The 25,128-nt window shown below is 60.7% G+C and carries 23 protein-coding genes; 3 read left to right on the forward strand and 20 right to left on the reverse strand.

Going from position 1 to position 25,128, the window contains the following annotated elements; genetic code table 11:
- Window positions 1-78: 78 nt before the first annotated feature.
- The 4 genes from AKL02_RS03820 to AKL02_RS03830 form a co-directional block, all read right to left on the reverse strand.
- Window positions 79-756, reverse strand: a complete 678-nt coding sequence (locus AKL02_RS03820; protein WP_133052004.1) for a GIY-YIG nuclease family protein — start codon at window positions 754-756, stop codon at window positions 79-81.
- Complete coding sequence (locus tag AKL02_RS03825; protein ID WP_083079729.1) at window positions 753-1,490, reverse strand: metallophosphoesterase; 738 nt, start codon at window positions 1,488-1,490, stop codon at window positions 753-755. The genes AKL02_RS03820 and AKL02_RS03825 overlap by 4 nt, the downstream gene beginning before the upstream one ends.
- A gap of 2 nt (window positions 1,491-1,492) precedes the next feature.
- Complete coding sequence (locus AKL02_RS21285; protein ID WP_408648113.1) at window positions 1,493-2,113, reverse strand: DUF6634 family protein; 621 nt, start codon at window positions 2,111-2,113, stop codon at window positions 1,493-1,495.
- A gap of 1,045 nt (window positions 2,114-3,158) precedes the next feature.
- The gene (locus tag AKL02_RS03830) at window positions 3,159-3,455 is read right to left on the reverse strand and encodes a hypothetical protein (protein WP_083079725.1); all 297 of its coding nucleotides are present in this window, start codon (window positions 3,453-3,455) and stop codon (window positions 3,159-3,161) included.
- A 255-nt stretch (window positions 3,456-3,710) separates the two neighbouring features.
- On the opposite strand from AKL02_RS03830, the gene AKL02_RS03835 reads away from it, so the two are divergent.
- A complete protein-coding gene (locus AKL02_RS03835; protein WP_083079723.1) occupies window positions 3,711-4,616 on the forward strand; it encodes a helix-turn-helix domain-containing protein in 906 nt (301 codons plus the stop codon).
- A 44-nt stretch (window positions 4,617-4,660) separates the two neighbouring features.
- Here AKL02_RS03835 and AKL02_RS03840 read toward each other — a convergent pair whose 3' ends face one another.
- From AKL02_RS03840 to AKL02_RS03905, 14 genes are all read right to left on the reverse strand, one after another.
- Window positions 4,661-5,005, reverse strand: a complete 345-nt coding sequence (locus AKL02_RS03840) for a hypothetical protein (protein WP_133052003.1) — start codon at window positions 5,003-5,005, stop codon at window positions 4,661-4,663.
- Window positions 5,006-5,012: 7 nt separating this feature from the next.
- The gene (locus tag AKL02_RS03845) at window positions 5,013-5,207 is read right to left on the reverse strand and encodes a hypothetical protein (RefSeq protein WP_075777083.1); all 195 of its coding nucleotides are present in this window, start codon (window positions 5,205-5,207) and stop codon (window positions 5,013-5,015) included.
- Window positions 5,208-7,790: 2,583 nt separating this feature from the next.
- A complete protein-coding gene (locus AKL02_RS03850) occupies window positions 7,791-9,206 on the reverse strand; it encodes a tyrosine-type recombinase/integrase (protein ID WP_083079715.1) in 1,416 nt (471 codons plus the stop codon).
- Entirely contained in the window at window positions 9,154-9,327 is a 174-nt protein-coding gene (locus AKL02_RS03855) for a hypothetical protein (protein WP_165757046.1), read from the reverse strand. The genes AKL02_RS03850 and AKL02_RS03855 overlap by 53 nt, the downstream gene beginning before the upstream one ends.
- Before the next feature lie 233 nt (window positions 9,328-9,560).
- Window positions 9,561-10,355, reverse strand: a complete 795-nt coding sequence (locus tag AKL02_RS03860; protein WP_108722444.1) for an ion transporter — start codon at window positions 10,353-10,355, stop codon at window positions 9,561-9,563.
- Between the two features lie 374 nt (window positions 10,356-10,729).
- Entirely contained in the window at window positions 10,730-12,598 is a 1,869-nt protein-coding gene (locus tag AKL02_RS03865) for an SLC13 family permease (protein ID WP_083079713.1), read from the reverse strand.
- A gap of 67 nt (window positions 12,599-12,665) precedes the next feature.
- Window positions 12,666-13,781 carry a Gfo/Idh/MocA family protein gene (locus AKL02_RS03870; protein WP_083079850.1) on the reverse strand — a complete coding sequence of 372 codons (1,116 nt, stop codon included), beginning with the start codon at window positions 13,779-13,781 and terminating at the stop codon, window positions 12,666-12,668.
- Window positions 13,782-13,816: 35 nt separating this feature from the next.
- Window positions 13,817-14,881 carry a sugar phosphate isomerase/epimerase family protein gene (locus AKL02_RS03875; protein WP_083079711.1) on the reverse strand — a complete coding sequence of 355 codons (1,065 nt, stop codon included), beginning with the start codon at window positions 14,879-14,881 and terminating at the stop codon, window positions 13,817-13,819.
- A 67-nt stretch (window positions 14,882-14,948) separates the two neighbouring features.
- Window positions 14,949-16,091: a Gfo/Idh/MocA family protein gene (locus AKL02_RS03880; protein ID WP_083079709.1), complete on the reverse strand. Its 1,143-nt coding sequence runs from the start codon at window positions 16,089-16,091 to the stop codon at window positions 14,949-14,951.
- Complete coding sequence (locus AKL02_RS03885; protein ID WP_083079708.1) at window positions 16,088-16,867, reverse strand: sugar phosphate isomerase/epimerase family protein; 780 nt, start codon at window positions 16,865-16,867, stop codon at window positions 16,088-16,090. Before AKL02_RS03885 ends, AKL02_RS03880 begins: the two co-directional genes overlap by 4 nt.
- Before the next feature lie 34 nt (window positions 16,868-16,901).
- Window positions 16,902-17,993 carry an ABC transporter ATP-binding protein gene (locus tag AKL02_RS03890; RefSeq protein ID WP_083079706.1) on the reverse strand — a complete coding sequence of 364 codons (1,092 nt, stop codon included), beginning with the start codon at window positions 17,991-17,993 and terminating at the stop codon, window positions 16,902-16,904.
- A 4-nt stretch (window positions 17,994-17,997) separates the two neighbouring features.
- Complete coding sequence (locus AKL02_RS03895; protein WP_078569744.1) at window positions 17,998-18,885, reverse strand: carbohydrate ABC transporter permease; 888 nt, start codon at window positions 18,883-18,885, stop codon at window positions 17,998-18,000.
- Entirely contained in the window at window positions 18,882-19,766 is an 885-nt protein-coding gene (locus tag AKL02_RS03900) for a carbohydrate ABC transporter permease (RefSeq protein WP_078569743.1), read from the reverse strand. Before AKL02_RS03900 ends, AKL02_RS03895 begins: the two co-directional genes overlap by 4 nt.
- A 105-nt stretch (window positions 19,767-19,871) precedes the next feature.
- On the reverse strand, window positions 19,872-21,116 hold the full coding sequence (locus AKL02_RS03905; protein WP_078569742.1) for an ABC transporter substrate-binding protein: 1,245 nt from the start codon (window positions 21,114-21,116) through the stop codon (window positions 19,872-19,874).
- Window positions 21,117-21,314: 198 nt separating this feature from the next.
- On the opposite strand from AKL02_RS03905, the gene AKL02_RS03910 reads away from it, so the two are divergent.
- Together AKL02_RS03910 and AKL02_RS03915 are read left to right on the forward strand one after the other, a co-directional pair.
- Window positions 21,315-22,391 (forward strand): LacI family DNA-binding transcriptional regulator, encoded by a 1,077-nt coding sequence (locus AKL02_RS03910; RefSeq protein ID WP_078569741.1) that lies wholly within the window; start codon window positions 21,315-21,317, stop codon window positions 22,389-22,391.
- A 264-nt stretch (window positions 22,392-22,655) separates the two neighbouring features.
- Complete coding sequence (locus AKL02_RS03915) at window positions 22,656-22,907, forward strand: GntR family transcriptional regulator (protein WP_133052002.1); 252 nt, start codon at window positions 22,656-22,658, stop codon at window positions 22,905-22,907.
- A 331-nt stretch (window positions 22,908-23,238) separates the two neighbouring features.
- Here the strand turns inward: AKL02_RS03915 and AKL02_RS03920 are convergent, their stop codons facing one another.
- Both AKL02_RS03920 and AKL02_RS03925 read right to left on the reverse strand, forming a co-directional pair.
- Window positions 23,239-24,372 (reverse strand): Gfo/Idh/MocA family protein, encoded by a 1,134-nt coding sequence (locus AKL02_RS03920; RefSeq protein ID WP_083078589.1) that lies wholly within the window; start codon window positions 24,370-24,372, stop codon window positions 23,239-23,241.
- 10 nt (window positions 24,373-24,382) lie between these two features.
- The gene (locus AKL02_RS03925) at window positions 24,383-25,099 is read right to left on the reverse strand and encodes a GntR family transcriptional regulator (protein ID WP_198453249.1); all 717 of its coding nucleotides are present in this window, start codon (window positions 25,097-25,099) and stop codon (window positions 24,383-24,385) included.
- Window positions 25,100-25,128 lie beyond the last annotated feature (29 nt).

Here is a 25,128-nt window from a genome sequence, read left to right on the forward strand (position 1 = left end):
GCGTTTAAGGTAAACGCTCTGATTGCCCAGGCCGTAGCATGGGCTAAGAGGCGAGGCGCCGTCGAGGATTGAGGGCACTTAATCTCGCTTTCTAAAATCCTTTAAGAATAGCTGAGTTAGCGGTGAGGCGACTCTCGGCTCCCAGATTATTTTAAGTCTGTAGATCTCGTCCTCGCTTTCAAGGGGCCTGATTAGCCAAAGTCTTCGCAGGTATTCGTGCGCGTTTATCCGTCGCGGTGGCGAGATTGGCACTCCTGACATATAAAGAGCAGTCTGCGCTATTCTAATAGGAACCCGGTAGGGTGAATTTTCTTCATCCTCCCAAGCTTCTGGTGGTAGCGCTCGGACTTTGCGCTGGTTGGTTATTCCTATTCGTATCTTGTTATAAAGGCAGATGGTTATTAGTGCGCGAATGACATCCGTTTCGAGGCTTTTCCAGAGCTGTTGGCGAATTTCTTGGTTTAGATCCACGATGAGGTTTTGGGTCACGTAGAGGATAACTGTTCCAAAGCCCTGTTTGCGAATGCTTTCGCGTATTCTGCGATTTAAATTTTCCGCTTCTCCACAGTAAATTTTACCTCCACTAAGCAAAACATACAGCCCTGGGACCCTAGGTATGAGGTGTAGGTCATCCTTGGTGGCATTGTATATTAAATACGTGAAAGTGAGAGGGCCGGTTTCTTCCTGGAACTTTTTGTCTGGTGTTATGCTGCCAAGACTATCATTGTGGTCATATGCCATCTTCTTTCCTTTCATTTTGGATATCCTATCGAGACGTTCTTCAGCTGCGTGCGCCCGACCCGAAATTCCGCAGCATGGTGGGTATGGCCGAAAAGCCATTTCTCGGGCTGGTATTCCTCGATGAGTGCAGTCAGGTCTGAGGCGTAGCACCAGGGAAGCGGCGCGCCCGGAGGGAGCGCAGCCGGGTGCGGGGCATGATGCGTGACGACGACGGTTTCGCCCTCGAAGGGTGTCGCCAATTGCCCTCGCAGCCAATCGAGATGCTCATGGTGTTTCGCGATGGTGTCGACTGGCCGCGCCTTGCGGTAGCCGCTTCCTGCGACGCGAATATAGCGATAGTCATTCATCACCCAGTCGCTGCGGGACGACTTTTCCGCAACGCTTCCCGGCCCGAGCGCGAAGTCGGTCCAGAGCGTCACGCAGACGAATCGCGTGCGCTCATGGGTGATCACACGTTTCTGCGCGAGATGCGCGCCGGCTTCATGCGCGAGATCTGCGAGGCGGTCGTCGCCATCGAGCCGAAAATCGTAATAGTCATGATTGCCCGGGATGATATGAACCCGATCGAGATCGACGTGCTGGCCGATCAGCTGAAGCGCCGGACGCCAACGGATCTTGGGCTTATTGGCGAGGTCGCCAGCTATGATGAGAAGCTCAGCGTGCTCGAGCTCAAGGTCGTCGAATGGGTTGCGGTTTTTCTGCATCCAGAGATCGAGATGCAAGTCTCCTAAAATAAGCACGTCGGGCATGATCAGGAGCTCCGATCAGCGCGCAGGAGTTGAACGCTAGGAGAAAGCCGTCCATCTCTCTTCAATGTCTCGAAGAAGCCCTCATCGCGTGCGCCCAAGCGATAGAAGCGGTTGCAGCTCCGCGCCCAACCCTCATTCGGTTGAAGGTTCATGAGAGGAGATGTCCGAACCCGCGCACCCTCACGCAGATGCGGGTGGCCGGAGACTCGCCCGACAAGCAGGGGCACGGCGTCTTCGACTATCGCGCACCACGAATCGAGCAGAGGCGCGGCTGATAGCTCCCCGATTGACGGCCTTTGGTGACTTAGATCCCTGATCCAGGAGAGCACCAGTGTGGCGTCGAATGCTCCATCGCCGACCGACCCTCCCTGTCCGCCGAGGGCGCGATCAGCGAGATAGGTCTGCAGGAGTGGAACAAGCGCCGGATGTTCTCTAATGCGCTGCTGGGGGCTGCCGAAATCCATCATTGCGGGCGAACCTGGTGGCACTAAGTCATTAATTATTGCAAGGTAAGGCTGTATTGGCGGTTGGGAATTTTTTGTCATCTGTAGGTCTCTCTTGCACATGCGCACACGCACGCGCCTCGAAGTGGTCGGGCAGGGAATTAATATCGCGTCAGGCATTGCGTTTTCGGCAGTGGAGCGCCTCCGGACAATGCTATGGCTAGATTGGTTTCCGTGGCAAAAGGCGCAGGCCGAAGTGTTGTCGATGCTGATGCTGGGCTACTTTTCGGAGCCGAGCGTAGCCGCTATGCGTTTCGAGTGGTGGATTCGACCCACTCGAGCGTAAAGTTTAGATTTCATACATGGGGCGATCCGTGCTTGTGAAGTAGAATGGCGTCGTCGCTATTTATATAGCGATGTCCCTTTTACGTATAGCGGCGCAAAAAGAAAATTGAGCGCGTTTTTCGCGGAGTCCTTCAAAGACGATAATTTCTTTATTCTGCTCGCTGGGGAGCATTACGGTCGGCAAAAAAACAGAATTTTTCGCACCGATTGTAAAAATAAAAATTTTTCGAAATTTTATTGGTAAGGGCGTGTTCGCCACCAATCGCGCGAATCATTTGGCGCGTGCATGGGCTAACCGGACTGGATAGCATGATGAGGGGGCGTTCGGACCGTGTTGGGGGCGACTTAGTGAGGGATAAATTGGGCGATAGGTGAAGGCAGCGGGCGCACCGAACCTTTTTCGCACGTGGTAGCGAAGCTTCCTCCCAGCCGTGCGAAGGGAGCTGGTCGGACGGTTCGCGGCGAGAGCAGATCGAGCTTTGGGCGGACCATATGAATTGATGCGGTGCAGCAACGGGCATGGCGAGCACCTCGAAATGGCGCTTGCGCTGCGAGAGGCCAAAGTGAAGCTTCGACGTTGCTCGCACAAGTGGGCCTTTGTGTTGCTGGGCCTGGTGGTAGTAGCCTTGCGCCCGGATACGAGGAACGCCTTCTTACAAGAGGTCCCGATTTTCACATGCAATCTAGGAGTTGCCGGCAGCCTTTAGCTGCGCGGCCAGGCGATGCTTGTTCGGTCTGCTTGGTATTTTCGAGCATTTTTAGCTTCGTGTTTTTAAGCTAGAGAGCTTTTTTGATTTTTTGCCTTTCGTTTTTCGCATGACGGCTGAGCTGCCCGGTGCATTCGGGATCCTCGTCGCATCGGCAAGTGAGATCGTTTGACCTACCATGGCTCAGGGGTATCGTCTTGATCCTCTGACGGGGAGGTCGCGTCACTTGGCTGTCCACGCAGGATCGCCCTTGCGCGGGCCAGAGGATCTTCGATCCGGCGCGCCTCGACGGCCGCGATCTCGTGTTCCAGTCTCTCGAAGATCGGGGCATAAATTGATTTTTCCAGCATCAGTTCGGCGACCTGCAGCCGGGCTTTCACGAGCCGCTCGAGAAGCTCTTCATCGGATTTGGTGAACCCAGTTGCGCGATGAGATTTTCGCATATTTGGCGCAAAAGGGCGCTGGGCCATGGCATGCATCTCCTGAGGCCGCGCAAGCGAGGCTCGGCGGGGACGGGTAGGGCGATCCGGAGCGGATCTTGACGATGCGTTCAGTCTAGGTGCCGCGGGTGAAAAAACGGGTTTCCGTTTTTTTAGGAAGTAGAGAAAATTTCGCTGGAGCTCATTGCCGCTCGTTTTCGGGAGCGCCTAGGGTGCAGCGCTAGCGGTTGCGCTTTGTCTCTATTTCTTTCTATCTGTGAGCTTTCGATAGAAAGATTTTCGCACATGTCATTTTCCGAGCTCCTGAGAGCCGAACGCGCGGAGCGCGGGCTCACACAGGCTGACCTTGCCTCCCGCGCCAATATCAGCATCCCGACGGTGCGCGCTCTCGAGAGCGGGGCGGGCACGATCCTTTCGCTCGAGGCCATCTTGCCGATACTTGGCTTGCGCTGGCGTGTTACCAAGGCGGGTGAGCATATGGGACGCGCGCTCGCGGAGCGGCGGCGTGCGCGCGGTTTTTCGCAGCAGGCTCTCGCCCGCAAGATCGGCTGCAGTCGCGTGACGGTCATTGCCTTGGAAAGGGAGTTTTCCGGACGGGTTGCGACGCTTGCCGCGGCCTTGCGGCTACTCCGCCTCCGCAGCCCACTGGAACGGAGCGATCTCGCGAAAGGACGCGGGTTGGTGCCGCCTAAGAATGACGCGGAACAGGACCGGGTCATGACGCCGCCTAACCTCGCCAAGGCGATCATCGAACATTTTTCGCATGCGCTGGAGGGTCGCGTTCTCGATCCGTCGCGCGGAGAAGGGGCATTCTACAATCACTATCCGGATCACGTGGAGAGCCACTGGTGTGAGATCAGTGAGGGGCGCGACTTTCTCTCTTGGTCCGATCGCGTGGAGTGGGTGGTCACAAACCCACCCTGGTCCGAGCTGCGGACATTCACGCGACACGCGATGCGAGTCTCAGAAAATATCGTCTGGCTCGCGCCGCTGACCAATCTGACGACGAAGGCGCGGTTGCGGGATCTCCAGGAGGCCGGATTCGGAATTGCGGAATTGCTCTTCGTCGACACACCGAAGAGCTGGCCACAGAGCGGCTTTCAGATCGTCGCGGCCCATTTGAAGAAAGGGTATACCGGGCATTGGAAGGTAGTCCAGCTTCGAGGGGGAGGGGGCGCAAAAGCCTCTTAGTGCGCGCTGCGATTTGTCTTCTGCTTGGCCTGGTTCGAGCACTTTCAGATCTCGTCCAGCTCGTCCAGAGATCCCATATCTTGAGCCGTGCCCCCATGGGGCTCGCGCCATGGACGAATGTCATAGACGTCGCGTCCCTCCTGAAGTTCGATCGATATGCCGCGTTCCAGAAGCCAGGCTGTCGCAAATTTCATCAGCCGGGATCTGCGTTCGTGGTCGTCCTCGATGCCATAGAGATGGAGATGCGCCAATCCGGGCTCGCCATAATGGGCGCGGGCCGAGACGAAGAGGTTGAGGTCTGGATTGCCTGCTCGCAGCAGTGCCTCCAGCTCGCCGAGGACCCTTGGGCGTTGAGTTCTCGCTCGAGCAAGTTTCTGATCGATAGACATAGCAGCCTCAAAGGCTGAGGAACTTGACGGATTTTGGCTCGCGGCTCTTCACGAAGCCGACCCGGTCGGCTCGGACTTTCTTGAATACTAAATTCTGATGCTGCAACTCGCTGGGGCTGACCTCGCCTCTCGCCAGACGTTCTTCATCCTTCGCGCGGCTTCGCGCCTTTTCCTCTTGCCGCTTCCTGAAAAGATCTTCCATGCGGTGCCCTCCGTAAAACTTAATTATAGCCTGAAAGCCCGTGCTTTGTCTCGTTTGATCGGGGACACCGGCTTTGCGATTTTTGAGCTGTGCGACTGCGTGCGCCTGGTGAGCGACTACCACGGCTGCTCCGAGGCCTCGACGCGCGTCAGTATTCCGCAAAGAAGGCGGGACCAACCCGAGCAATTCCGAGTTTGATCTTTTTGATGTTTCGTCGCTACAGTTCTGAGGAAAGGATGTGTCATGGATCTGGCCGAATACATCATTGCGGGCGTGCTCACCGTGCTCTCCGGGGGAGCGGCGGTGGCCGCTTATGTCTTGCGAGCCACCCTTTCGGAGCCAGCGAAGATGACGGAAGAAGATCTCAGGGCACTTGAGGCCTGTGACCTTCCCGAACCTCGATTCATCAAGATTGATGGCCAACTCAAAGCTCCGCGCACCCGTCTTACGCCTCAGCCAACAGGCCCTAACAGACGTCTGTGCCTGACGGGGCCTCGCCGGACCAAGAAAGCGCGACGCCCGGTGTAGGTCGCCTTTGTCCTTCCGGCCAGACCGACGATCACGTTTGTGCGCCCGTGTGCCTCGCATTTCGCAAACAACAATCTCTCTCGGGTATCCAGCGTGCCGCGCAGCCGCTTCGATGCTCTTTCGAGCTCGTTCGGTGCGCCCGATAGCCGGCCGCAGAAAACCCCAGCCCGCCCCCGTTTTGGATGGGCGATCCCCCGGGCAGGTCTCTCATGGTTTCGACGGGTGTTTTCGATAGGGCCGAGCCTCGATGGACTTCTTCGATCCTGAGCTGGGCGCCCACATTGAGACCGCAGGTGGATCCGTTGGGCGCGATGAGTCCGAGCGAGTAGGCTGGCTCCCAGGCATTAGTCAGTGAGCCCGATAACTGCTCGGGTCATCTGCGAGACGCGGAAAGTCTTCGACCTCGGAGAGAGTCCGGATCCGAGCAGTCGCAGCCGTTGAGCGATCAGAGCGACGATGCCTCAAATATCTGGATCACCCGGAGGTGAAATGTTGGAATGCCTCACAAGGCTTCCGGCGGAGAATTTCGCCGTGCGATAGGCGGTTTGCTACAAGTGGAAGGCCCGGTCTCTATAACGCGCGCTGCCTCGCAATGTCTCTTTGAGGCGGCTTAACTCTTCCGCATGTATGTTCTAGACGAATCAAATTACGTAGAGCATTTGCAATTTGCGATAATCAGACACCGAACATCCAAGTTCCGAAAATTTTATGCACGCAATAATTGTGCGGCGATGAGAAATTTATGAAAATACAACTCAAGGTGGCGGGTTCGCGTTGCCGGGTGTGAAAATTTAAATTACTTTTGCTATTTCTTAGAAAGCCTGCATTAACCTCTCGGGAAGTGACCTTCGACTGCTTCGGCGCCTCTCGCACAGCGAAAGTTTCTGCGTTTCGAGGCGTTCAACGTTCATAAAATCTACTAACAACACCTCGTTCCTACATTTCAGATATATCAATGCGTGAATTTCAAAAAGCCAAAGGCCGGTCGCTGCGAATTTTTACATGCGAGTCTTGTTCGCATCGGTTGCGTTTCGGAGCAAGCCGATGTGGGGCTTGCGGTCGGAGCGCGCCTCTCCTGAACCGGTCCGGTGTGTGGGGCTTCCTGCTGATCTTTGCGATTTTCGTAGGGGTTGTGCTGATCACGCGGTGAGTTGGTCTCGAGCACGGCGCTGCTTTAGCAAAACTTAGAGGGTGAAAACTTGAATGGTTTAGGTCTTACAAGCCCACCCATGGTCGGTTTAGAGGCTGTTATTCTCGTCGTAACTCTTTCCCTCTTGGCGCTCGCGTTGCGGCGAAAGTTGACCATAGCCGCTGCGTGTTTCGTTATTTTTTTGTTTTTCGATGTTGGGCGCTCTACTCACCTGGGGGCTCATTTATGCCCCCGATGGATCTTCTTTGCGGGAATTTGTCTTCTATCTGATCGGTGTCTGTGGCGGTTTTCTCGGGCTCTCGCTTTTCATGCTTGTTGTCTCGCCTTACGGATATTTGGTGATGTCTGGTGTTCTCGCAGTTGCGTCGACGGTGATGTTTGTTGAGGATATTTCCTATGTTTGGGAGAGCGCGTCACTGCGTGAGACGGCTCTCATCGCCTCACTTCTCATCTTTGGGTTGGCAGTTTACTTGGAAGCGACGGAGGGTGCGCTTCGGCCGATGGTGCGAAAATTTCTAAGAGGTGTTATCTCTCGTTTCGCGTCGAGAGAGCCTCAGCGATAGCGCGGGGGGGCGAAATTTACGCAAGGGGTAAAGGTGGTTGCGTGCCTGAGCGTCTCTAGCGCAATTGCGGCATAGCGTTTGCCGTGCATTCGGTCTTCGGCGCAGCGACCATGCGGGATTGATGCCCAATTGCTTAAATCGAACGCAGGTCCGCTCACTCTCGTGAATGGAACTTCCGAGTGAGGATGATTTCTGGTCGCGGCGGGTTTCGGGTGTCGTTCCCCATTCTAAATTCGGTCCGAGCTGTGATCTAAGGCAGGCTTGAAGACATGCGTCACGTTTTCCAGAAAATGGCGGCTCAGTGTGTTCGTAAGCGTTCTCCGCACTAAGGCGGCGAATGCCTCAGGCTCCTCTGCGGCTGACGAACTGAAGCTCGTCGCCTCGACACAAGGCGAAGTTGCTCCGTGGCCAAGACGCGACGGGGATCGACGGAGGCGGAGCTTGCAGCGATTTCCGTAACGAGCGCGTTCGCACGTCATATTCCCGAGGCTGATCTTCCAACGCGGCAAATCGTAGAGCGAGCTCACGTTCGATGCTCTCGCAAGACAGATGGCCGTAGGTCCGGCTCACCGTGTCTGTGTTCGCGTGGCCGAGTTGACGCGCGACGATGGCAAGCGGCGCGCCGGCCTGCACAAGCTGACTGGCATAAGTGTGCCGCAATCCGTGGAACACGAATTCATGCGGCAGCCCGGCCTTCTCGACAGCTGCTTTGAAGAGATGTTTGTGACGGGTTTTCCAGATCTGGCCTGCGCCAGTGCGAAAGACGATGTCATCGTCTGCTTTCCCGGCGCATTTGGCCAAGAAAAATCGCATCCCTTCCTCGGGGAGATACACATAGCGTGGTCGCCAGCCTTTGGGAGAGGAGACGTAAATGCCAAAGATGTCTTTTCCGACATCGCACACGCGAAGCGCTGAAAGCTCGGACACGCGACAGCCCGTATAAAGCGCTGCACGCACCAAGTCCGCAAGATCTGGGCGGCATGCGGCGATCAGCTCACGACACTGCGCGCGTGTGAGGAATATCTGACGAGGAACTTCCAAATTCGGGACGCGGTGGATGCAGCGCCAAGAGCGTTCCGAGGCGGTGTGGCCGTTCTCCCATGCCATCTGCATGGCAGTTCGCAATATCCCCAGCAGCGTGTTCAGTGTTCCTTTCCGGCGGCGCAATGCATCCGGGTCGAGGCTTTCAATCTTTACCCTTGCCTTGAGCGCCTGGTTCCCCCGCTTGGGTGGCGTCTCAAGGATGGCACGACAGAAATTGGTGATTGTGTTGCCGGTCAGCTCGTCGAGCTGAACCGCTCCGAGGCGCGGCAGGATATGAAAGTTGATCAATGCGACCAGAGTCTCAAAGGTCGTCTTCGTGGCAGCTATGCGCTTCCATTCCACATAGTCGATCAGGGCGTCGCCCACAGTGAAGCCAGCGTCACTCTTCGAATATCGCAGATGCTGTGTGGTTCCCACTGGGAAGCTCGCAGAGGCGATGCCCCGCAATTCCTGCTCGGCGAACCAGGCGCGCGCGAGCGTGATCGCCGCTTCGTAGGAAAAGCCCTGTGAGTTTTCCGAAGCTGCGGGTCCGAGTCGCTGCTGTTTATAGCGACCATCCTTCTTGCGGATTCGAGCGACCCAATGAAGGGGCTTCTCTGGTTTCTTCTCGAGCCCAATGTGACGGCAATACTCGAGAATGTTCCAGTAGGGCTCCCGTCTTTCAGGAAGAGCTTTGATCGTCTTTTGGGTGTCGAGCTTCGGCGCGTGATCCATCGGATGCTTCCTTCTGGCCAAGATTGAGGAAGTATCTTCGTGCCCTGTCCGTTAAGCCATATCGCTCGACATAGTCGAGTAAAACGGCTTCCGCCGTGTCAGGTTGGGTCGGGTCTTTCATTGCATTCTCCTATCAACTGCACGAGTGGGCAGGCTAACAATTTGAGAGTAAATGAGCCGTTAACACAACGAAGACACTGTTGCGGCTACTCGTGTAAAAGCCAGGAGTGAGGCCGCCAGGCGCGATGAGCCCGAGCGTGCCGACAGGCTCCCCAGTCATGTAGCTAGTGAGCCTGATATCCGCTCGGGTCATCTGCGAGACGTGGAGGGTCAGGCACGCTTCTGCCCCTCGCGTCAGCCGCCCGTTTGGTTGCCTTTCCGAAGATCTCCGATCCGCCGCTCGATCGCATCGAGCCGCAGGAGAACCTCGTCGCGGTAGGCGTCGGTGCGTGTGGTCTCCTCTTCGGAATGGGCATCCTGCATCGAATTTACGATGAGGCCCACCAGAAGGTTCACCACTGCGAAGGTCGTGACCATGATGAAAGGCACGAAGAAGGCCCAAGCCAGAGGGTGGGTTTCCATCACCGGGCGCACAATCCCCATCGACCAGCTCTCGAGCGTCATGATCTGAAACAGTGAATAGGCTGATTGTCCGAGCGAGCCGAACCACTGCGGGAAACTCGCGCCGAACAACTTTGTCGCCATCACGCTCGCGATATAGAAGATGATGCCCATCAAGAGGAAGACGCTGCCCATGCCCGGCAGGGCGTTGATGAGCCCCTCGACCACGCGCCGCAGGCGCGGCGCGACCGAAATGATGCGCAAGAGCCTCAGCACTCGAAGCGCCCGCAGCACGCTGAAGACCTGCGCGCCGGGCAGAAGCGACACGCCGACAATGGTGAAATCGAAGAGGTTCCAGCCAGACCGGAAGAAGCCCAATCTCTGCACCACGAGCTTAAGTCCAATCTCGATCACGAAAACCGACAGGCAAAGCATGTCGAGGAGCCGGATCAGATCGCCAGCCAAGGCCATCGCGCGCTCCGAAGTCTCCAGTCCAAGAAGCAATGCGTTGAAAAGGATCACGGCCGTGATCGTGTTCCTGAAAGTTGATGTGTCGAGCGCCATCGCGATCCGGTCGCGCAAAGTCATACAGTCCCCCTCTTATCGGCGGGAGGGATATGGTTCTCGGACGGGGTTTGCGCAACCTCACCTTTCAGGATTGAGCACTTCGACGCAGTCGCCGCGCGCGATGTCGGCTTCAAGAGGGCACCAGACGCGTATGACGACAGACTTCAGTATATCGAGGCGCTCGGCTTGCAGGTGATCAGCGCCACTGGAGTGGCCCGGCTTGAGTGTTAGTTCATGACCGGCCTCAGGTCCGCCGCTCGGCTTTGGGATCACGCTCCCGACCACCGCGACAAGCAGTGTGCTCGGTCCGGTGGTTGCAGGCCGGGTGGCCCACGGTGTCGGGTCGGTGGCGATGTTCTGGAGGACTGCCGGTCAGGGCGTGCCTTCGCCGGGGTCTAAAGTGGCCAAACGATCAGCAGCAGCGGCAAGCTTACGGCAACGACGATCACCTCGAGCGGCAGTCCAAGCTTCCAGTAGTCGCCGAAGCGAAAGCCGCCTGACCCGAGGATGAGAGTGTTGTTCTGATGGCCGATCGGCGTGAGGAAAGCACAAGATGCCCCGATCGCCACCGCCATCAGGAAGCTGTCGGGGTTCACGTCGAGTGAAGCGGCGATGCCCAAGGCAACTGGCGACAGCACCGCTGCCGTGGCCGCATTGTTCATCAAATCCGAGAGAAACATCGTGGTGACCAGAATTGCCGCCAGAGCCGCGATGGCGTTCCCGCGCGCGATCGTCTCGACCAGAAAACGCGCCAGAACATCTGCCGCGCCAGTGGTCTGCATCGCGCCGGCCACCGGGATAAGCGATCCCAGCAGGACGATGACTGGCCAGTCGATGGCTTTGTAGACCTGCCCGGGCGGCACGGTTCGCAGGAGCATCGAGCCCAGAACCCCCAACGTAAAGGCCACGGATGCCGGCAGCAGGCCGAAGGTGGCAATTCCGATAGAGCCAAGCAAGAGGGCGCTGGCGATGATTGCCATTCGCGCATTTGGAAGATGCAATTCGCGCTCTCCCAAAGGCGCGCAGCCGGTCTCATTCATGAAATCGGCCATGATCTCGGCGGGCCCCTGCAACATCAGCAGATCGCCAGGTTTCAGCTTCAGTGTGCGCAGCCGCGTCCGCGGGGGACGCCCTTCGCGTGAGACAGCCAGAAGATTGAGCCCGTAGCGCGTCCGCAGCCGCAGGTCTGTCGCGGACTGCCCGACGATCGTGGAGCCCGGCAGCACCGCGAATTCGCGCAACACGATATCCTCGTCGCGGTCCGAAGGCTTCGTCGCTGCATCGGTGTCCTCGGCGGACTTGTTGCTCTCGGCTTCGTCGTTTTCAGTCTTCGGTGTTGTCTCTCCGGCTTTCCTTTCCGCTCGCGCCGATCCGCTCTCCTCCTCTTCAAGCGTGATGCCGAAGGCCGACAATACTTCGGCCAGCTCTTGAGCCTCGGCCTCCAGGATCAGAACGTCGTCCGCCTGTATGCGCCGTCCACCATGTGGCGCGGTCATCCGCACGTCGTTGCGGACCAGCCCAATGATCTGCGCGCCGCTTTTTTCAATCCCGCGTTCGAACTTGCGCAGGGTCAGTCCCACGGCCTTACTTTTATCCGGCACCCGAACCTCGGTCAGATAGCTGCCAGTGTCGAAACCTGCCTTGCTCATCGGTTTGCGCGCAGGCACGATGCGCCATCCCAGAAGCGCGATGAAAGCCACGCCGACGAAGGCGACCGCCACACCTACGGGGGCATAATCGAACATACCGAACTGCCCCAATCCGGCTTCGGCGCGAAAACCCGAGACGATCAGGTTAGGCGGTGTGCCGACCAGCGTGGTCATGCCGCCGAGGATCGTGCCAAAGGCCAGGGGCATCAGCATCTGCCCAGGTGTCAGGTCCAGCCGCCCGGCGAGCCGGATCGCGATCGGCATGAGAAGCGCCAGCGCTCCGACGTTGTTCATGAAGCCAGAAAGAACAGCCGAAAGAGCCACAAGCGCCGTCATGCTGGTCAGACGGTTCGCCTCGGATGGTAGGACTGCCCGCGCCAGCCAGTCCACCGCCCCGGTATTTTGTAAACCCTGACTTAGTATGAGCACGCAGGCCACGGTAATCACGGCGGGATGGCCAAACCCCGCAAACGCCGCATCCGCCGGAACCAATCCGGTCAAGACGCAGGCCATCAGCGAGGCCAAGGCAACCAGGTCGTGGCGAAACCTCCCCCACAAGAACAACGAAAGGGTTCCGCCGAGAATCGCGAACAAGGTGATTTGTGGCGCTGTCATCACGGCCTCCTTGCCTCAAAATTAGCGAAGAAGGCGTCCATGATACACGGGGCTATTCATTCATACCTCAGAGCGCTGTCCAGACACCTCCTGCCTGCGAGGATCGCAAGGCCGCCGAGATGAAGCGCATCCCGGCTAGGCCATCCGCCACACCCGGCAGCAGCCCGAGCGGCCTGGGCTCGCCGCGCTCATGGGCCAGGATCGCGTCAGCTGTCGCGCTATAGAGGTTGCCGAAGGCCTCGAGGAACCCCTCCGGGTGGCCGGCCGGAACACGGCCCATCTCGGCAACCTCGGGCGTGAGGCCCGGTCCGCCCCGAGACAGGAGATATGGGGGCTCTCCGAAGGGGGACACGCGTAGACTATCGGGCGCGGTTTGCAGCCATTCGAGCCCCGCCGACTCGCCGTAAATACGCAGTTTCAGCCCATTCTCATTGCCCGGGGAGACCTGGCTGGCCCAGAGCATACCCTTCGCCCCGCTCGCATAACGGATCAACATCTGCACGTCGTCATCGACCGCGCGCCCTGGCACGAAACTGGTGAGTTCGGCGCAGATCTCGCGCGGCTCGAGCCCCGAGACAAAGCTCGCGAGGTTCATTGCGTGGGTGCCGATATCTCCAAGCGACCCCGCTGCACCGGCCCGCGTGGGATCGGTCCGCCAGACGGCCTGTTTCGCGCCATCCGTTCCCACCGGCTCGGTGAGCCAATCCTGCGGATACTCGACCTGAACGACCCGGATGCGCCCGAGCTGTCCGGCTCCCACCATTGCGCGGGCCTGTCGCACCATCGCGTAGCCTGTGTAATTATGCGTAAGCACGAAGAGCGCGTTTGAGGCGCGCACCTCTTCCGCCAACGCTTCCGCCTCTTCGAGTGTGCGCGTCATCGGCTTGTCGCAGATCACGTGAATGCCCGCGCGCAGGAAGGCGGTCGCGACAGGCGCATGCATATGATTGGGGGTCACGATCGACACAACCTCGATCCCATCGGGCCGGGCCGCTTCTTCTCGCGCCATCACCTCGAAATCCGCGTAGCTGCGCGTGGGGTCCAACCCCAGTGCTGCCGCAGAGCGATGGGCGCGCGCAGGCTCAGAAGCAAGCGCGCCCGCGACCAGATCAAACCGGTCGTCGAGCCGCGCCGCGATGCGATGAACGCCGCCGATGAAGGCGCCCTCGCCGCCGCCGACCATGCCGAGGCGCAGTTTGCGATGTCCGTTCGTGTCGTTCACGTCGTGCCCTCCAGCCCGAGAATACGCCGATTGGCACCTTCGTCGGTGCCCGCGCCTGCGAAATCGTCGAAAGCGTGATCGGTCACGCGGATGATGTGGCGGGCGATGAACTCCGCCCCCTCGCGCGCACCGTCCTCAGGATGTTTGAGCGCGCATTCCCATTCAAGCACGGCCCAGCCGTCGAAGTCATGCGCCGCCATCTGCGAGAAGATCCGCCCGAAATCCACCTGTCCGTCGCCGAGCGACCGGAACCGCCCCGCGCGGTCCACCCAGGACTGGTAGCCACCATAGACGCCCTGGCGCCCCGAGGGCACGAATTCCGCATCCTTGACGTGGAAGGCCCGGATACGGTCGCGGTAGATCTCGAGATGCTCGAGATAATCGAGCTGCTGCAGAACGAAATGCGAGGGATCGTAGAGTAGGTTGGCGCGGGTGTGATTGTCCACCCGGTCGAGGAACATCTCATAGCTGACCCCGTCATGCAGGTCTTCGCCGGGATGCAGCTCGAAACAGGCATCGACGCCGCTCTCCTCGCAGGCGTCGAGCAGCGGGCGCCAGCGCGCGGCCAGCTCGTCGAAGGCGCTCTCGATCAGCCCCGGCGGGCGTTGCGGGAAGGGGTAGAGGAAGGGCCAAGCCAGCGCGCCCGAGAAGGTCGGCATCGCCGAGAGCCCCATCCGGCGCGAGGCACGCGCGGCAAGCCGAACCTGCTCGCAGGCCCATGCCTGCCGCGCCGCGGGCTTGCCGTGCAGCTCGGGTGGGGCGAAGCCGTCGAGCAGCTCGTCATAGACCGGGTGTGCAGCTACGAGCTGGCCCTGCAGATGCGTCGAAAGCTCCGTCACCTCCATTCCGTGGGCGGCGACTGTTCCGGTGATCTCATCGCAGTAATCCTGCGAGCTGGCGGCGCGCTCGAGATCGATCAGGCGGCGGTCCCATGTCGGGATCTGCACGCCCTTGTAGCCGAGCCCGGCCGCCCAGCCGCAGATCGCGTCGAGACTGTTGAAGGGCGCATCATCGCCCACGAATTGCGCGAGAAAGAGGGCAGGCCCCTTGATCGTCTTCATCTGGGAATACTCCTGTCGGGTCCTTTCAGGCCAAGCGCGAGGGGCCGTCCCCTGCGCTTGGCCGGGTTCAGTCTGGTTTGCGCAAGAGCGCCCGCGCGCCCTCTGGGTCGAGCGCCGGGGCGCGGGTGCAGGTCGTGGTCATCTCCACGAAGCCACCTTCCTCGCCCGAGCGCAGGATCGCCGTCATGATCTCGATCCCGTGCAGCGCGCGGTCGATGGAACACCGCGCCTCGCGGCCCTCGATCACAGAGAGCGCCATATCGGCAAGGCCCGCCGCGCGGTAGTTGGCGACCATGCCATGCGGGTGCTCCTGGTTGGGCTTGCCGAACGGGTGGGCCCAGGGCTCCACGGGCGCGATCTTCCCGTCGCGCCCCGCGATCTCCACCGGGCCGCCGAAGAAGTTCGGATCCGGCAGAAAGAGCGAGCCCTCGGTCCCGTAGATCTCCATCGGGCCGTGACGGTGCGCCCAGACATCCCAGCTCGTGGACAGGGTGACGGTGGCCCCTCGCGCAAATTCGAGCAACGCATGGATGTTGGTGGGCGTCTCGACATCGATCGTCTCGCCATTGCGCGGCTCAGACGTAATCCTGCGCGTGGGCGTCGCAGTGGAGGTCAGTGCCGCCACCCGTTTCACCGGGCCGATCAGGTTGATAAGGTTCGCAAGGTAATAGGGCCCGAGATCGAGCATCGGACCGCCGCCCGGCTTGAAGAAGAAATCCGGGTTCGGGTGCCAATGCTCCATGCCGTGGCTCATCACATGGGCCGTGCCCGCCGTGATCGTGCCGAGGCGACCCTCGTCGATCAGCGCGCGTGCCTGCTGATGCGCGCCGCCAAGGAAGGTGTCGGGCGAACTGCCCACCGAGAGCCCCTTGGCCTGCGCAAGCTCGCGCAGCGCCTTTCCGTCTTCGGCCGAGAGAACGAAGGGCTTTTCGCTGTAGACATGCTTGCCTGCCTCAAGCGCCGCTTTCGCGACCTCGAAATGCGCCGCAGGGACGGTGAGGTTGATGATGACATCAATCGCAGGGTTCGCGAGGAGGGCCTCCACGCTTTGCGCCTCGACGCCGTATTCCTCCGCGCGTGCCTTGGCGGCTGCCGGGTTCAGGTCAGCGCAGGCGATGAGTTTGATGCCGCGAAAGAGCGGCGCGAAACCGAGATAGGTGGTCGAGATATTGCCGCAGCCGATGATGCCGATACCGAGTTCAGTGCTCATGCCACGCTCCCTTTAGAGAGCTTGCGCGCGTTGTCGATCGAGCTGCGGGCGAAGCGCGCGTCGTCGGACGGGTTGTCATGCTCCATTACGAAATGGGCGGCCTTGCTGTCGCGGCGCAGGGCCTCGAGCAGCTGGGCCCAGTCCATGATGCCGGTGCCCACGTCGGCCCAGCCGTCCTCCTCGGCTTTCTCGCCTTCGGGGGCGATATCCTTCACATGCGCTGCCGTAATCCGGTTGCCATGCCGCGCGATCCAGTCGAGCGGGTCGGCCCCTCCGCGCGTGATCCAGGCGATATCGGCCTCCCAGTCGAGGTCGCCCGCAGCGAGGATATGCTCCATCGGCAGCGTGCCGTCGGCGAGCGGCTTGAACTCGAAGTCGTGGTTGTGCCAGCCGAAGCCGAACCCGGCGGCGCGGATCGGGGCACCAGCGCGGGCGAGCCGAATGCCGAGCTCCTGCCAGCCTTTCGTATCGGTGGGCCGGTCATCGGGCATCAGGAAGGGCACGTAGAGCGCCTCCATCCCCAGCGCGCGCGCGATTGCAATTGCACGGTCCGGGTCGGTCTCCACGACATCGAGGCTGAAATGTCCCGTCGGCATCTTCAGCCCGGCCGCGTCGAGCTGGGCGCGGAACGCATCTAGGTCAGACGTTCCGAGTTTTTCATAGAGCCCGCCGAACCCCTCGACGCTTGCATAGCCTGCCTGTGCCAGCATCCCGAGCGTCTGGTCGAGTGGACCCGCATTGCGCGAACTGTAAAGCTGGTAACTGAAATCGGTCATGTTTCTCTCCTCCTAGGAAAAATCAGGTGCGCACCTAGAGGCGCTTTTCGCTTTGCGTGTCGAAGATCGACGCGCGCGTAATGTCGAAGGCGATGGGGACACGGTCACCGGGGCGGTAGCGTTTGCCGGAGGCGCAGCGCACCGAGAGCTTGGCCTCGCCATAGGTCAGCCAGACGAGGCTGTCCGCGCCCATCGGCTCTTCCAGTTCTACGACGGCCTCGACCTCTCCCGGTTGGCCTGCCGCATCCCGGTCGAACAGCACGTGTTCCGGGCGCACGCCAAGGATCACGTCGCGATTAACCGGCAGGGGGCCGTTGCCGTCATAGCCCGCGAGACCCGTGGCAAAGCCTTGCCCTTCGAAGATCGGGCCGTCTTGTCCGGCGACCAGACGCCCATCGAAGAAGTTCATGGCTGGTGACCCGATGAAGCCCGCAACGAACATGTTGCATGGTCGGTTGTAGATCGTGAGAGGCTCGTCGAGCTGCTGGATCTCGCCGCCATGCATCACCGCGATCCGGTCAGCCAGCGTGAGCGCCTCGATCTGATCGTGGGTGACGTAGATCATCGTCGAGCGTAGCCGCTGGTGGAGCCGCTTGATCTCCACGCGAAGGTCGACGCGCAGCTTGGCGTCGAGGTTGGAAAGCGGCTCGTCGAACAGGAAGACATCCGCGTCGCGCACCAGCGCCCGACCGATCGCGACCCGCTGGCGCTGCCCGCCCGACAGGTTCGAGGGGCGACGCTTCAAAAGAGGCTCGATCTGCAGGATCTCGGCTGCGCGCGAGACGCGCTCCGCGATGTCCTTCTTGGAATGCCGCGCGACGCGCAGCCCGAAGCTTAGATTCCTCTCCACCGACATCTGCGGATAGAGCGCGTAGGATTGGAACACCATGCCGATCCCGCGATCCTTGGGTTCGTCCCATGTGACGTTCTTGCCCGAAATCCAGACCTCGCCGTCGGAGATGTCGATCAGGCCTGCGATCGCGTTGAGAAGGGTGGACTTGCCACAGCCAGAGGGCCCCAGCAGCACGAGGAATTCCCCCGGCGTGATGTCCAGTTGCAGATTGTCGATGACGTCCAGCGCGCCGTAGCTGATGCGCAGGTCGCGGACACTTACGGAAGGTTCCATTGCATTATCCTTTCACGGCGCCGGCGGCGATGCCGCGGACGAACCAGCGGCCCGAGACGAAGTAGACGATCAGCGGCACCAGCGCCGTCAGGATCGTCGCGGCCATGTTGACGTTGTAGGCCTTGGTGCCGGTGGTTGTGTTGACGATGTTGTTGAGCTCGACGGTCATCGGCAGGTGATCGCGCCCGGCGAAGATCAGGCCGAAGAGGAAGTCGTTCCAGATGCCTGTGACCTGCAGGATCGCGGCGACGACGAGGATCGGACCGGACATCGGGATCATCAGTTGGAAGAAGATCGTCCAGAAGCCGCCCCCGTCGATCCGCGCAGCCTTAAACAGGTCCACGGGCACGGCGACGTAGTAATTGCGAAACAGCAGCGTCATTACCGGCAGGCCGAAGATCACATGCACGGTGATGATGCCCGGCAGCGTGTTGTAGAGCGACACTTTCGAGAGCATCCGCACCAACGGGTAAAGGTAGACCTGGTAAGGAATGAACGCACCCAGCAGCAGCACCGCAAAGATCAGGTTGCCCCCGCGCGGGCGCCAGAATGACAGCGCGTAGCCGTTGATCGCGCCCAGCAGGATCGAGAGCGTCGCAGCCGGGATCATGATCTCGAAGGAGTTCAGCACACCCACCCGGATGCCCTCGCAGTTCACGCCCGTGCAGGCATGGGCCCAGGCCGTGGACCAGGGCTTGAGGGTGAAGTCCGTGGGCAGGCCGAAGATATTACCCTGCTGGATCTCGGGCATCGTTTTGAACGATGTCACGATCATCACGTAGAAGGGCAGCAGGAAGAACGCGGCTGCGAGCACGAGAAAGGCATAGATGCCGATCCGGCTGGCGGTGAGCCGCCGGGGCTTGCGCCCGCGCGGTTGGGTCTCAGCGGTCATGACGCCCTCCGGTCCTGGCGGAAATACTGGTTGTAGAGCCACGGCCCCAGCACCACGAGCACGGCCACGAACATCACTGAGGCGGCCGCGGTCGCGAGCGCGATGTTCTGTCGGTTGAAGAGGTAATCGATGACGAATTTGGCGGGCACCTCCGTCGAGATGCCGGGACCGCCTCCGGTCATCGCGACCACGATGTCGTAGACTTTGACCACCGCGATCGCGAGCAGCACCACCGCGGTGACGAACATGCTCGAGAGCATCGGGATCACAATCGAGAGGTAGACGCGCCACGGCGGGATGCCGTCGACACGGGCGGCCTTCCAGATGTCTTCATCCACGCCACGCAAACCGGCCAGCAGGATCGCCATCACAAGACCCGCCGATTGCCACATGCCGGCAAATCCTACGAGATAGATCGCCCGGTCACCGCGTGACAGCCAGTCGAAGGTGAAGCCGTTCCAGCCCCAGTTCTGAACCGCCTGCTGGATGCCCAGCGTCGGGTTCAGAATCCAGGCCCAGACGAGGCCTGTGACGATGAAGGACATCGCGTAGGGGTAGAGGAAGATCGTGCGGAAAATCCCTTCCCCCTTGATCCTCTGATCGAGGAACACCGCCATCAGGAAGCCTAGCACGAGACAGCCGATGACGAAGATCAGGCCGAAGATCGCGAGGTTCTCGACTGAGATCGTCCAGCGGGAAGATTGGAATAGCCGGTCATATTGCTTGAATCCGACGAAGTCGTATTTGGGCAGGATGCCGGAACTGGTGAAGGAGATGCGGATCGTCCAGAGGATCGTGCCGATATAGGCGAAGATGACGATGATCCATGTCGGGACGAGCGCAACTTGTGCGCTCAGGCGGCGCAGTCGAAGCGGCTTCATGTCGTGATGTCCTGTCTCGTGACGGTCTCGGGAGAGGGCGCGCGCCCGGGGAGGCTGGGCGCGCCGGGGCCGCGACCCCAAGGGACGGATCGCGGCCCCGTCCGCTTAGCCGCCGATGATCTGGGCGAAGCGGTTCACGAAGTTCTCGGGCGTCTGGCTCTTGTCGGTGAAGAACGAAGCCACGAGATCGGTTATGGAGCCGCTCATGTCGGGCGAGATCAGGATGTCCGAACTGGGCACGTAGTCGCCCTTCTTGAGCAGCGCGAGCCCTTGCTGCGCGCATTGGTCCATATCCTGACTCGGCACGTCCTTGAGCACGGGCACCGCGCCTTTCTTCTCATTGAAGGCCAGCTGCACCTTGGGTTCGAGCAGCACCTTGGCAAGCAGGTCCTGTGCCTTGATCTCGGCCTTGTCGTTCAGCTTGGGGAAGACGAAGACATCGCCGCCGACCCAGTAGGTATTGTGCCCCAGTGCCGGAATGCAGCCTACGTCCTTGCCGGGCACTTTGTTCTGGAGTTCCATCTCGCCCTTGGCCCAGTCGCCCATGAAGTTGAAGCCGGCCTTGTCGTTGATCACCAGCGCGGTCGCCTGATTCCACTGCCGACCCTGCATCCCGCTATCCACGTAGTCACGCAGTTTGCCGAACGTCTGAGCGACCTTGAGGAACTCCGGGGATTTCACCGCCGCGACGTCGCGATCCTTGAGCACCTTCATGTAAAGGTCCTTGCCACCCTCGCCGATCATGACGTTGAAGAACGTCAGGGCTTGCGTCCAGGCGCTGCCCGCCTGCGCGAGCGGGATCACGCCCTGCTTCTTGAGCGCGTCGAGATCGGTGAACAGGTCGTCCCAGGTCTTGGGTGGCTCGACGCCCGCTTTCTTCAGCAGTTCGGGCGAATACCAGAGCCAGATGTTGGAGTGGATATCGACCGGCACGGCATACATGTGCCCATCTTGGCTCACCGCGTTCAGCAGCACCGGGTTGATCTTGTCCTTCCAGCCATATTCCTTCGCCAGCGGATCTAGGTTGCGTAACAGCCCGTTCGAGACCAGCTCGTCGAACTGCTTGCCGGTGTTGAACTGCATGGCGGCAGGCGGATTGCCCCCGATGATGCGGTTGATCCCGTCGGCGCGCGCGGAATCTCCGCCGCCCCCGGCAACCGCGGCATCGACCCATTTGCCGCCCTGCGCGTCGAACGCCTTCTCGAATTCCTTGACCGCGGCATGTTCGCCGCCCGAGGTCCACCAGTGGATCACCTCTGCCTTTTCGGCCGCCTGCGCCTGTGCTGCGGCGAGACCGAGTGCCAGAGATGCGGCGATGCCGAGGGCGTGCCGTCCTTTATGAGCTTGCATGAATTCCTCCCAGAATTGATCGCGACTCCTCAATCGCGCGTCTCGACGTCATCCGGGATCTATCCCGTATGCAATCGATTACATTTCACGCTAATCGCGCATGTAATCGATTGCAATCATGAAATTTCCGAGTAAATACAGGAGGTGTAGCGCTCTGCCACTGGTGAAGGCGGACCGGCAAGGCCTATAGAAAATGAAATGAAAGGGACGAATGTGAGCGGTGAGTCGGGTGAGGGCGGAATGGCGGGGGCAGGGGCGAGTGGTCCGCGCCACACGATGGCCGACGTGGCGCGCCGCGCCGGTGTCTCGACCGCGACGGTGTCGCGTGCGCTCACCCGTCCCGACCAAGTCAGCCCCAAGACCCGCGAGCTGGTGCATGAGATCGCCGAGGAGCTCGGTTTCCGTCCCAACCTGATCGGACGCCAACTGCGCGCCCAGGCGGCCAATTCGCTGTTGATCCTCGTGCAGGACCTTGAAAACCCGTTCTACGCCGAGCTGATCAAGGGCGCGGAATATGTCGCGCGTGAGCGTCAGTTTTCGGTGGTGGTGGGCGGAACGGATGGGCTCGAAGACGTCGAACGTCTCTACGCCGAGCAATATCTGGGGCGGCGCGTGGACGGCCTGATCCTGCTGACCGGCCATCTGCCCGCGGGTCTCTCGCGCAAAATGGCCGAGCAAGGTCCGGTCGTGCTGGTGTCAGAAGACAATCCCGAACTCGCGCTCTGCGCGGTGCTGGTAGACAATGTCGGCTGGGCCGCGCAGGCGGTGGCCCATCTTCATGCACTGGGACATCGCCGGATCGCGCATCTGTGCGGCCCGATGGCGCGGATCATCAGCCGCGAACGACGCGAGGGGTATCGGCGCGCCCTCTCGCAGGCAGGACTGCCAGCGGATCCCGCCCTCGAAGCGCCGGGGGATTTCAGCTTCGAGACCGGACGGCGCGCAACCCGCGCCCTGCTTGCCTTGCCGGATCCGCCAACCGCAATCTTCTGCGCCAATGACGAATCCGCCCTGGGTGCGATTCGTGCCGCACAGCAAGCCGGTCTGGACGTGCCGCGCGACCTCTCCGTCATCGGCTTCGATGACACGATGCTGGCCGAGATCTCCGACCCGCCGCTCACTACAATTCGCCAGCCGCGGCAGCAAATGGGAGCGGTCGCGGCCGAGATGGTGATCGACATGCTCGAAAACGGGCCGGGGCAGTGCGCCCGTCGGATCCTCGACTGCGAACTTGTCGAGCGCAGCACTGTTGCCGCCCCGGCCGCGAAAAGCTGAGGCGCGATCCGAGTGTCCTCAAAGCACAGCGATGTCGCTGTCGAATATCTTCAGGCCCAGGCACCAGCTCGCTTGAATGGCCCCGTGTATCGTAGACGTCTTCTTCGCTAATTTTGAGGCAAGGAGGCCGTGCGTTAATCGGTTGGCGCGGGGTCCGCGGATCTAAGCCATTGAAGTCAAATGTTTTATTGTCTCTGCGGCCGGTGGCTTTGCTGTGGGCGCAACAAATGTATTAAATTCAAACGCTTGCAAAAATTCGGGCCCTTGAGCCCCAAGATCGAAGAAGTGGACCTATCGAAGAAGAACCCGAATGGCTGGCTCGTCCGGCAGACACCCTATACTCCCGGCAGGATGGAATTCCTGGCGGAATCTGCCGGGGTGGCTGCAAAACCTCTTGTCTGCGCGCCCGACGATCCGGTGCTCACGATGCTCCGGGTGACCTGGCTCGATGCGCAACCGATTACCTATGCGCGGCAAGCCTTCTCGCCGTCTCATCGGATGCGCCTGGAGCCGTGAAGGGGGGCGGATCAAACGTTAACTTGTCTTCAATCGCGACTGGGCGAACCGCCGGTGGCTGGTCAGATTCACGAGATGAATCCCTCACAGGATTTGTTCAGCAGAGCCCCACCAATCGGCCCCCGCTTCGAACGGGCAAGTTTCCGGTGATCAGATCGGGTCTATTCCGCGCTTGCCGATGTTGTGGCGCGGCCTGAGCGCGCAATGCGGCTATCGAAGCGAACGCGAGCTCGAGGGGTGGCCTCGGTCCGACTTAGCAAGGCTTCTCCGCTGTGCCTTCTCGAGGGAGGGCACAGCGGTTTTCGTTTTCGGGGAGCGTCGCTTGTGGCGTTCAGGCGTCTTGGCTCACGCGCTGCCAAGGCTGGTCGGCGAGGCGCACCACCTCACTGGTCTCGATCGAGCGCTGCACCGCTTGGCCGATAGCGACGGCAGCCCAGCCATCTTCCAGCGTGACCTCAGGCGCGCTGCGTTCCCCGCGCACGAGGGCGATGAAGCCTACATGCTGGTGATAGGTGGACCCGTTGTGATCGCCCGCGGCGAGCAGTTCCTCGGGCACCGGCAGCTCGCGCTCCACCGGGCCTTTCGGATCGCGCGGCGAGATCACCAGTTTCGGCACCGGCGGCGCGCCCAGATGTGCGGGCCAGAACCGGGTCGGGCCGGGCACCAGCGCCTCGATCTTGCCATTGGGTCCGACGGCGGTGACCTCCTCCTGATAGCGCGCGCCCTCGGCATACATGCACAGCTCCAGCATCGCCCGCGCGCCGCTCTCGAATTCGACGATGGCGAAGCCCGCATCGAGGATATCAGGCGCGTCGGCCTCGGTGACGTGGTTCACCGGCGCAGGAGCCGAGGCCATGACGCGCACCGGCTCGGATTTCAGGGCGAGCCGCATCAGATCGAAGAAATGGCAGCATTTCTCGACGAAGGTGCCGCCCGTGTAGCGGTTGAAGCGGTTCCAGTTGCCGACCTTGAACAGGAATGGGAAGCGGTGTTCGCGGACCATGAGCATGGTGATCCCGCCCGTCGCTGCCTCGGCCTCGTCGAGGAAGGCGGCGATCGGCGGCATGTAGCGATATTCCATCGCGACCCAAACCGGAGCGGGGTAGCTGTCGCGGAAGGCTTGCAGCCGCTCCGCATGGGTCGGATCGGTAAAAAGCGGCTTTTCCACGAGCACCGGCAGCGGGCGGGTCGATGCGATCTCTTCGAGCTGTTCGAGATGGCGGAAATTCGGGCTGGTGATGACGAGGCAGTCGAGCGCCTCCACCGCCAGAAGCTCCGCCACCGACCCCGCCATCTTCGCCCCGGGGGCGAGCGTCTGCGCGGCCTGCGCCATCTCCGCGTCGGGTTCGAAGATCGCCGCGACCTCCGCTCCGTCCAGCAGCGCAATATTGCGCAGGTGTTCCTGTCCCATCATGCCGCAGCCGATCATGCCGTAGCGAACGGGTCCCGTCTTGGTGACGCTCATCCGAGCCTCCTCATCTCATGCGTTGAACGTAATGTGCGCGGCTGGTGTCGAACCATGTGCGCGAAAATTCGACCGGGGCAGGGCCGTCGGCCCAGCTGAAGCGCTCGATATAGCCAGCGGTCTCACCGGGGCGGCAGTCGAGCTCCGACGGCCCCCAGTCCGGCATCGGCGCGAAGCTGACCCGATCCTCGGCGCTCGCGATCCAGAAGCCGAGCGCGCGTTGGTAGTAGGCGTAAAGCGAGTCCTCGAGATCCTCGGCTTTCACCTCGCCTTTCGAGGCGTCGAGCCAGATTTCCTCCGCTGCGACCGGCGTCTCGTCGAGAAAGCGCAGGCGGCGCACCCGGCTCGCGCGCTTGGACGTGCCAAACTCCGGCAGGTCGGCGGGCTTGTCCATCACATCGACCGAGAGGATGCGGGCATTCGGAAATCCGCCTCCCGACAGGAGCTCGATCCGCAGCATGGAGTAGAAATGGTCGCGAAGGTTGCGGGTGCGGATGTAATTGCCCGAGCCCTGAACCCGCTCCAGTAGACCTTTCTCCTTCAGATCCTCCAGCGCGCGCCGCAAAGTGCCCACCGCGATCTTCAGCTGCGCGGCCATCGTCCGTTCGGGGGGGAGGCGCTCCCCGTCGGTCAGCCGGCCCGCCGCGATATCTCGAATCAGCACTTCGGAAACCTGCTTGTAGATCGGCAGTCCGGTGCGCTCTGACCCTTGATTTGCCTGTGTCACTTGGTCGCCCCAAAAATTGATACAGTATT

The organism is Thioclava electrotropha (assembly GCF_002085925.2).
Taxonomy (GTDB): domain Bacteria; phylum Pseudomonadota; class Alphaproteobacteria; order Rhodobacterales; family Rhodobacteraceae; genus Thioclava; species Thioclava electrotropha.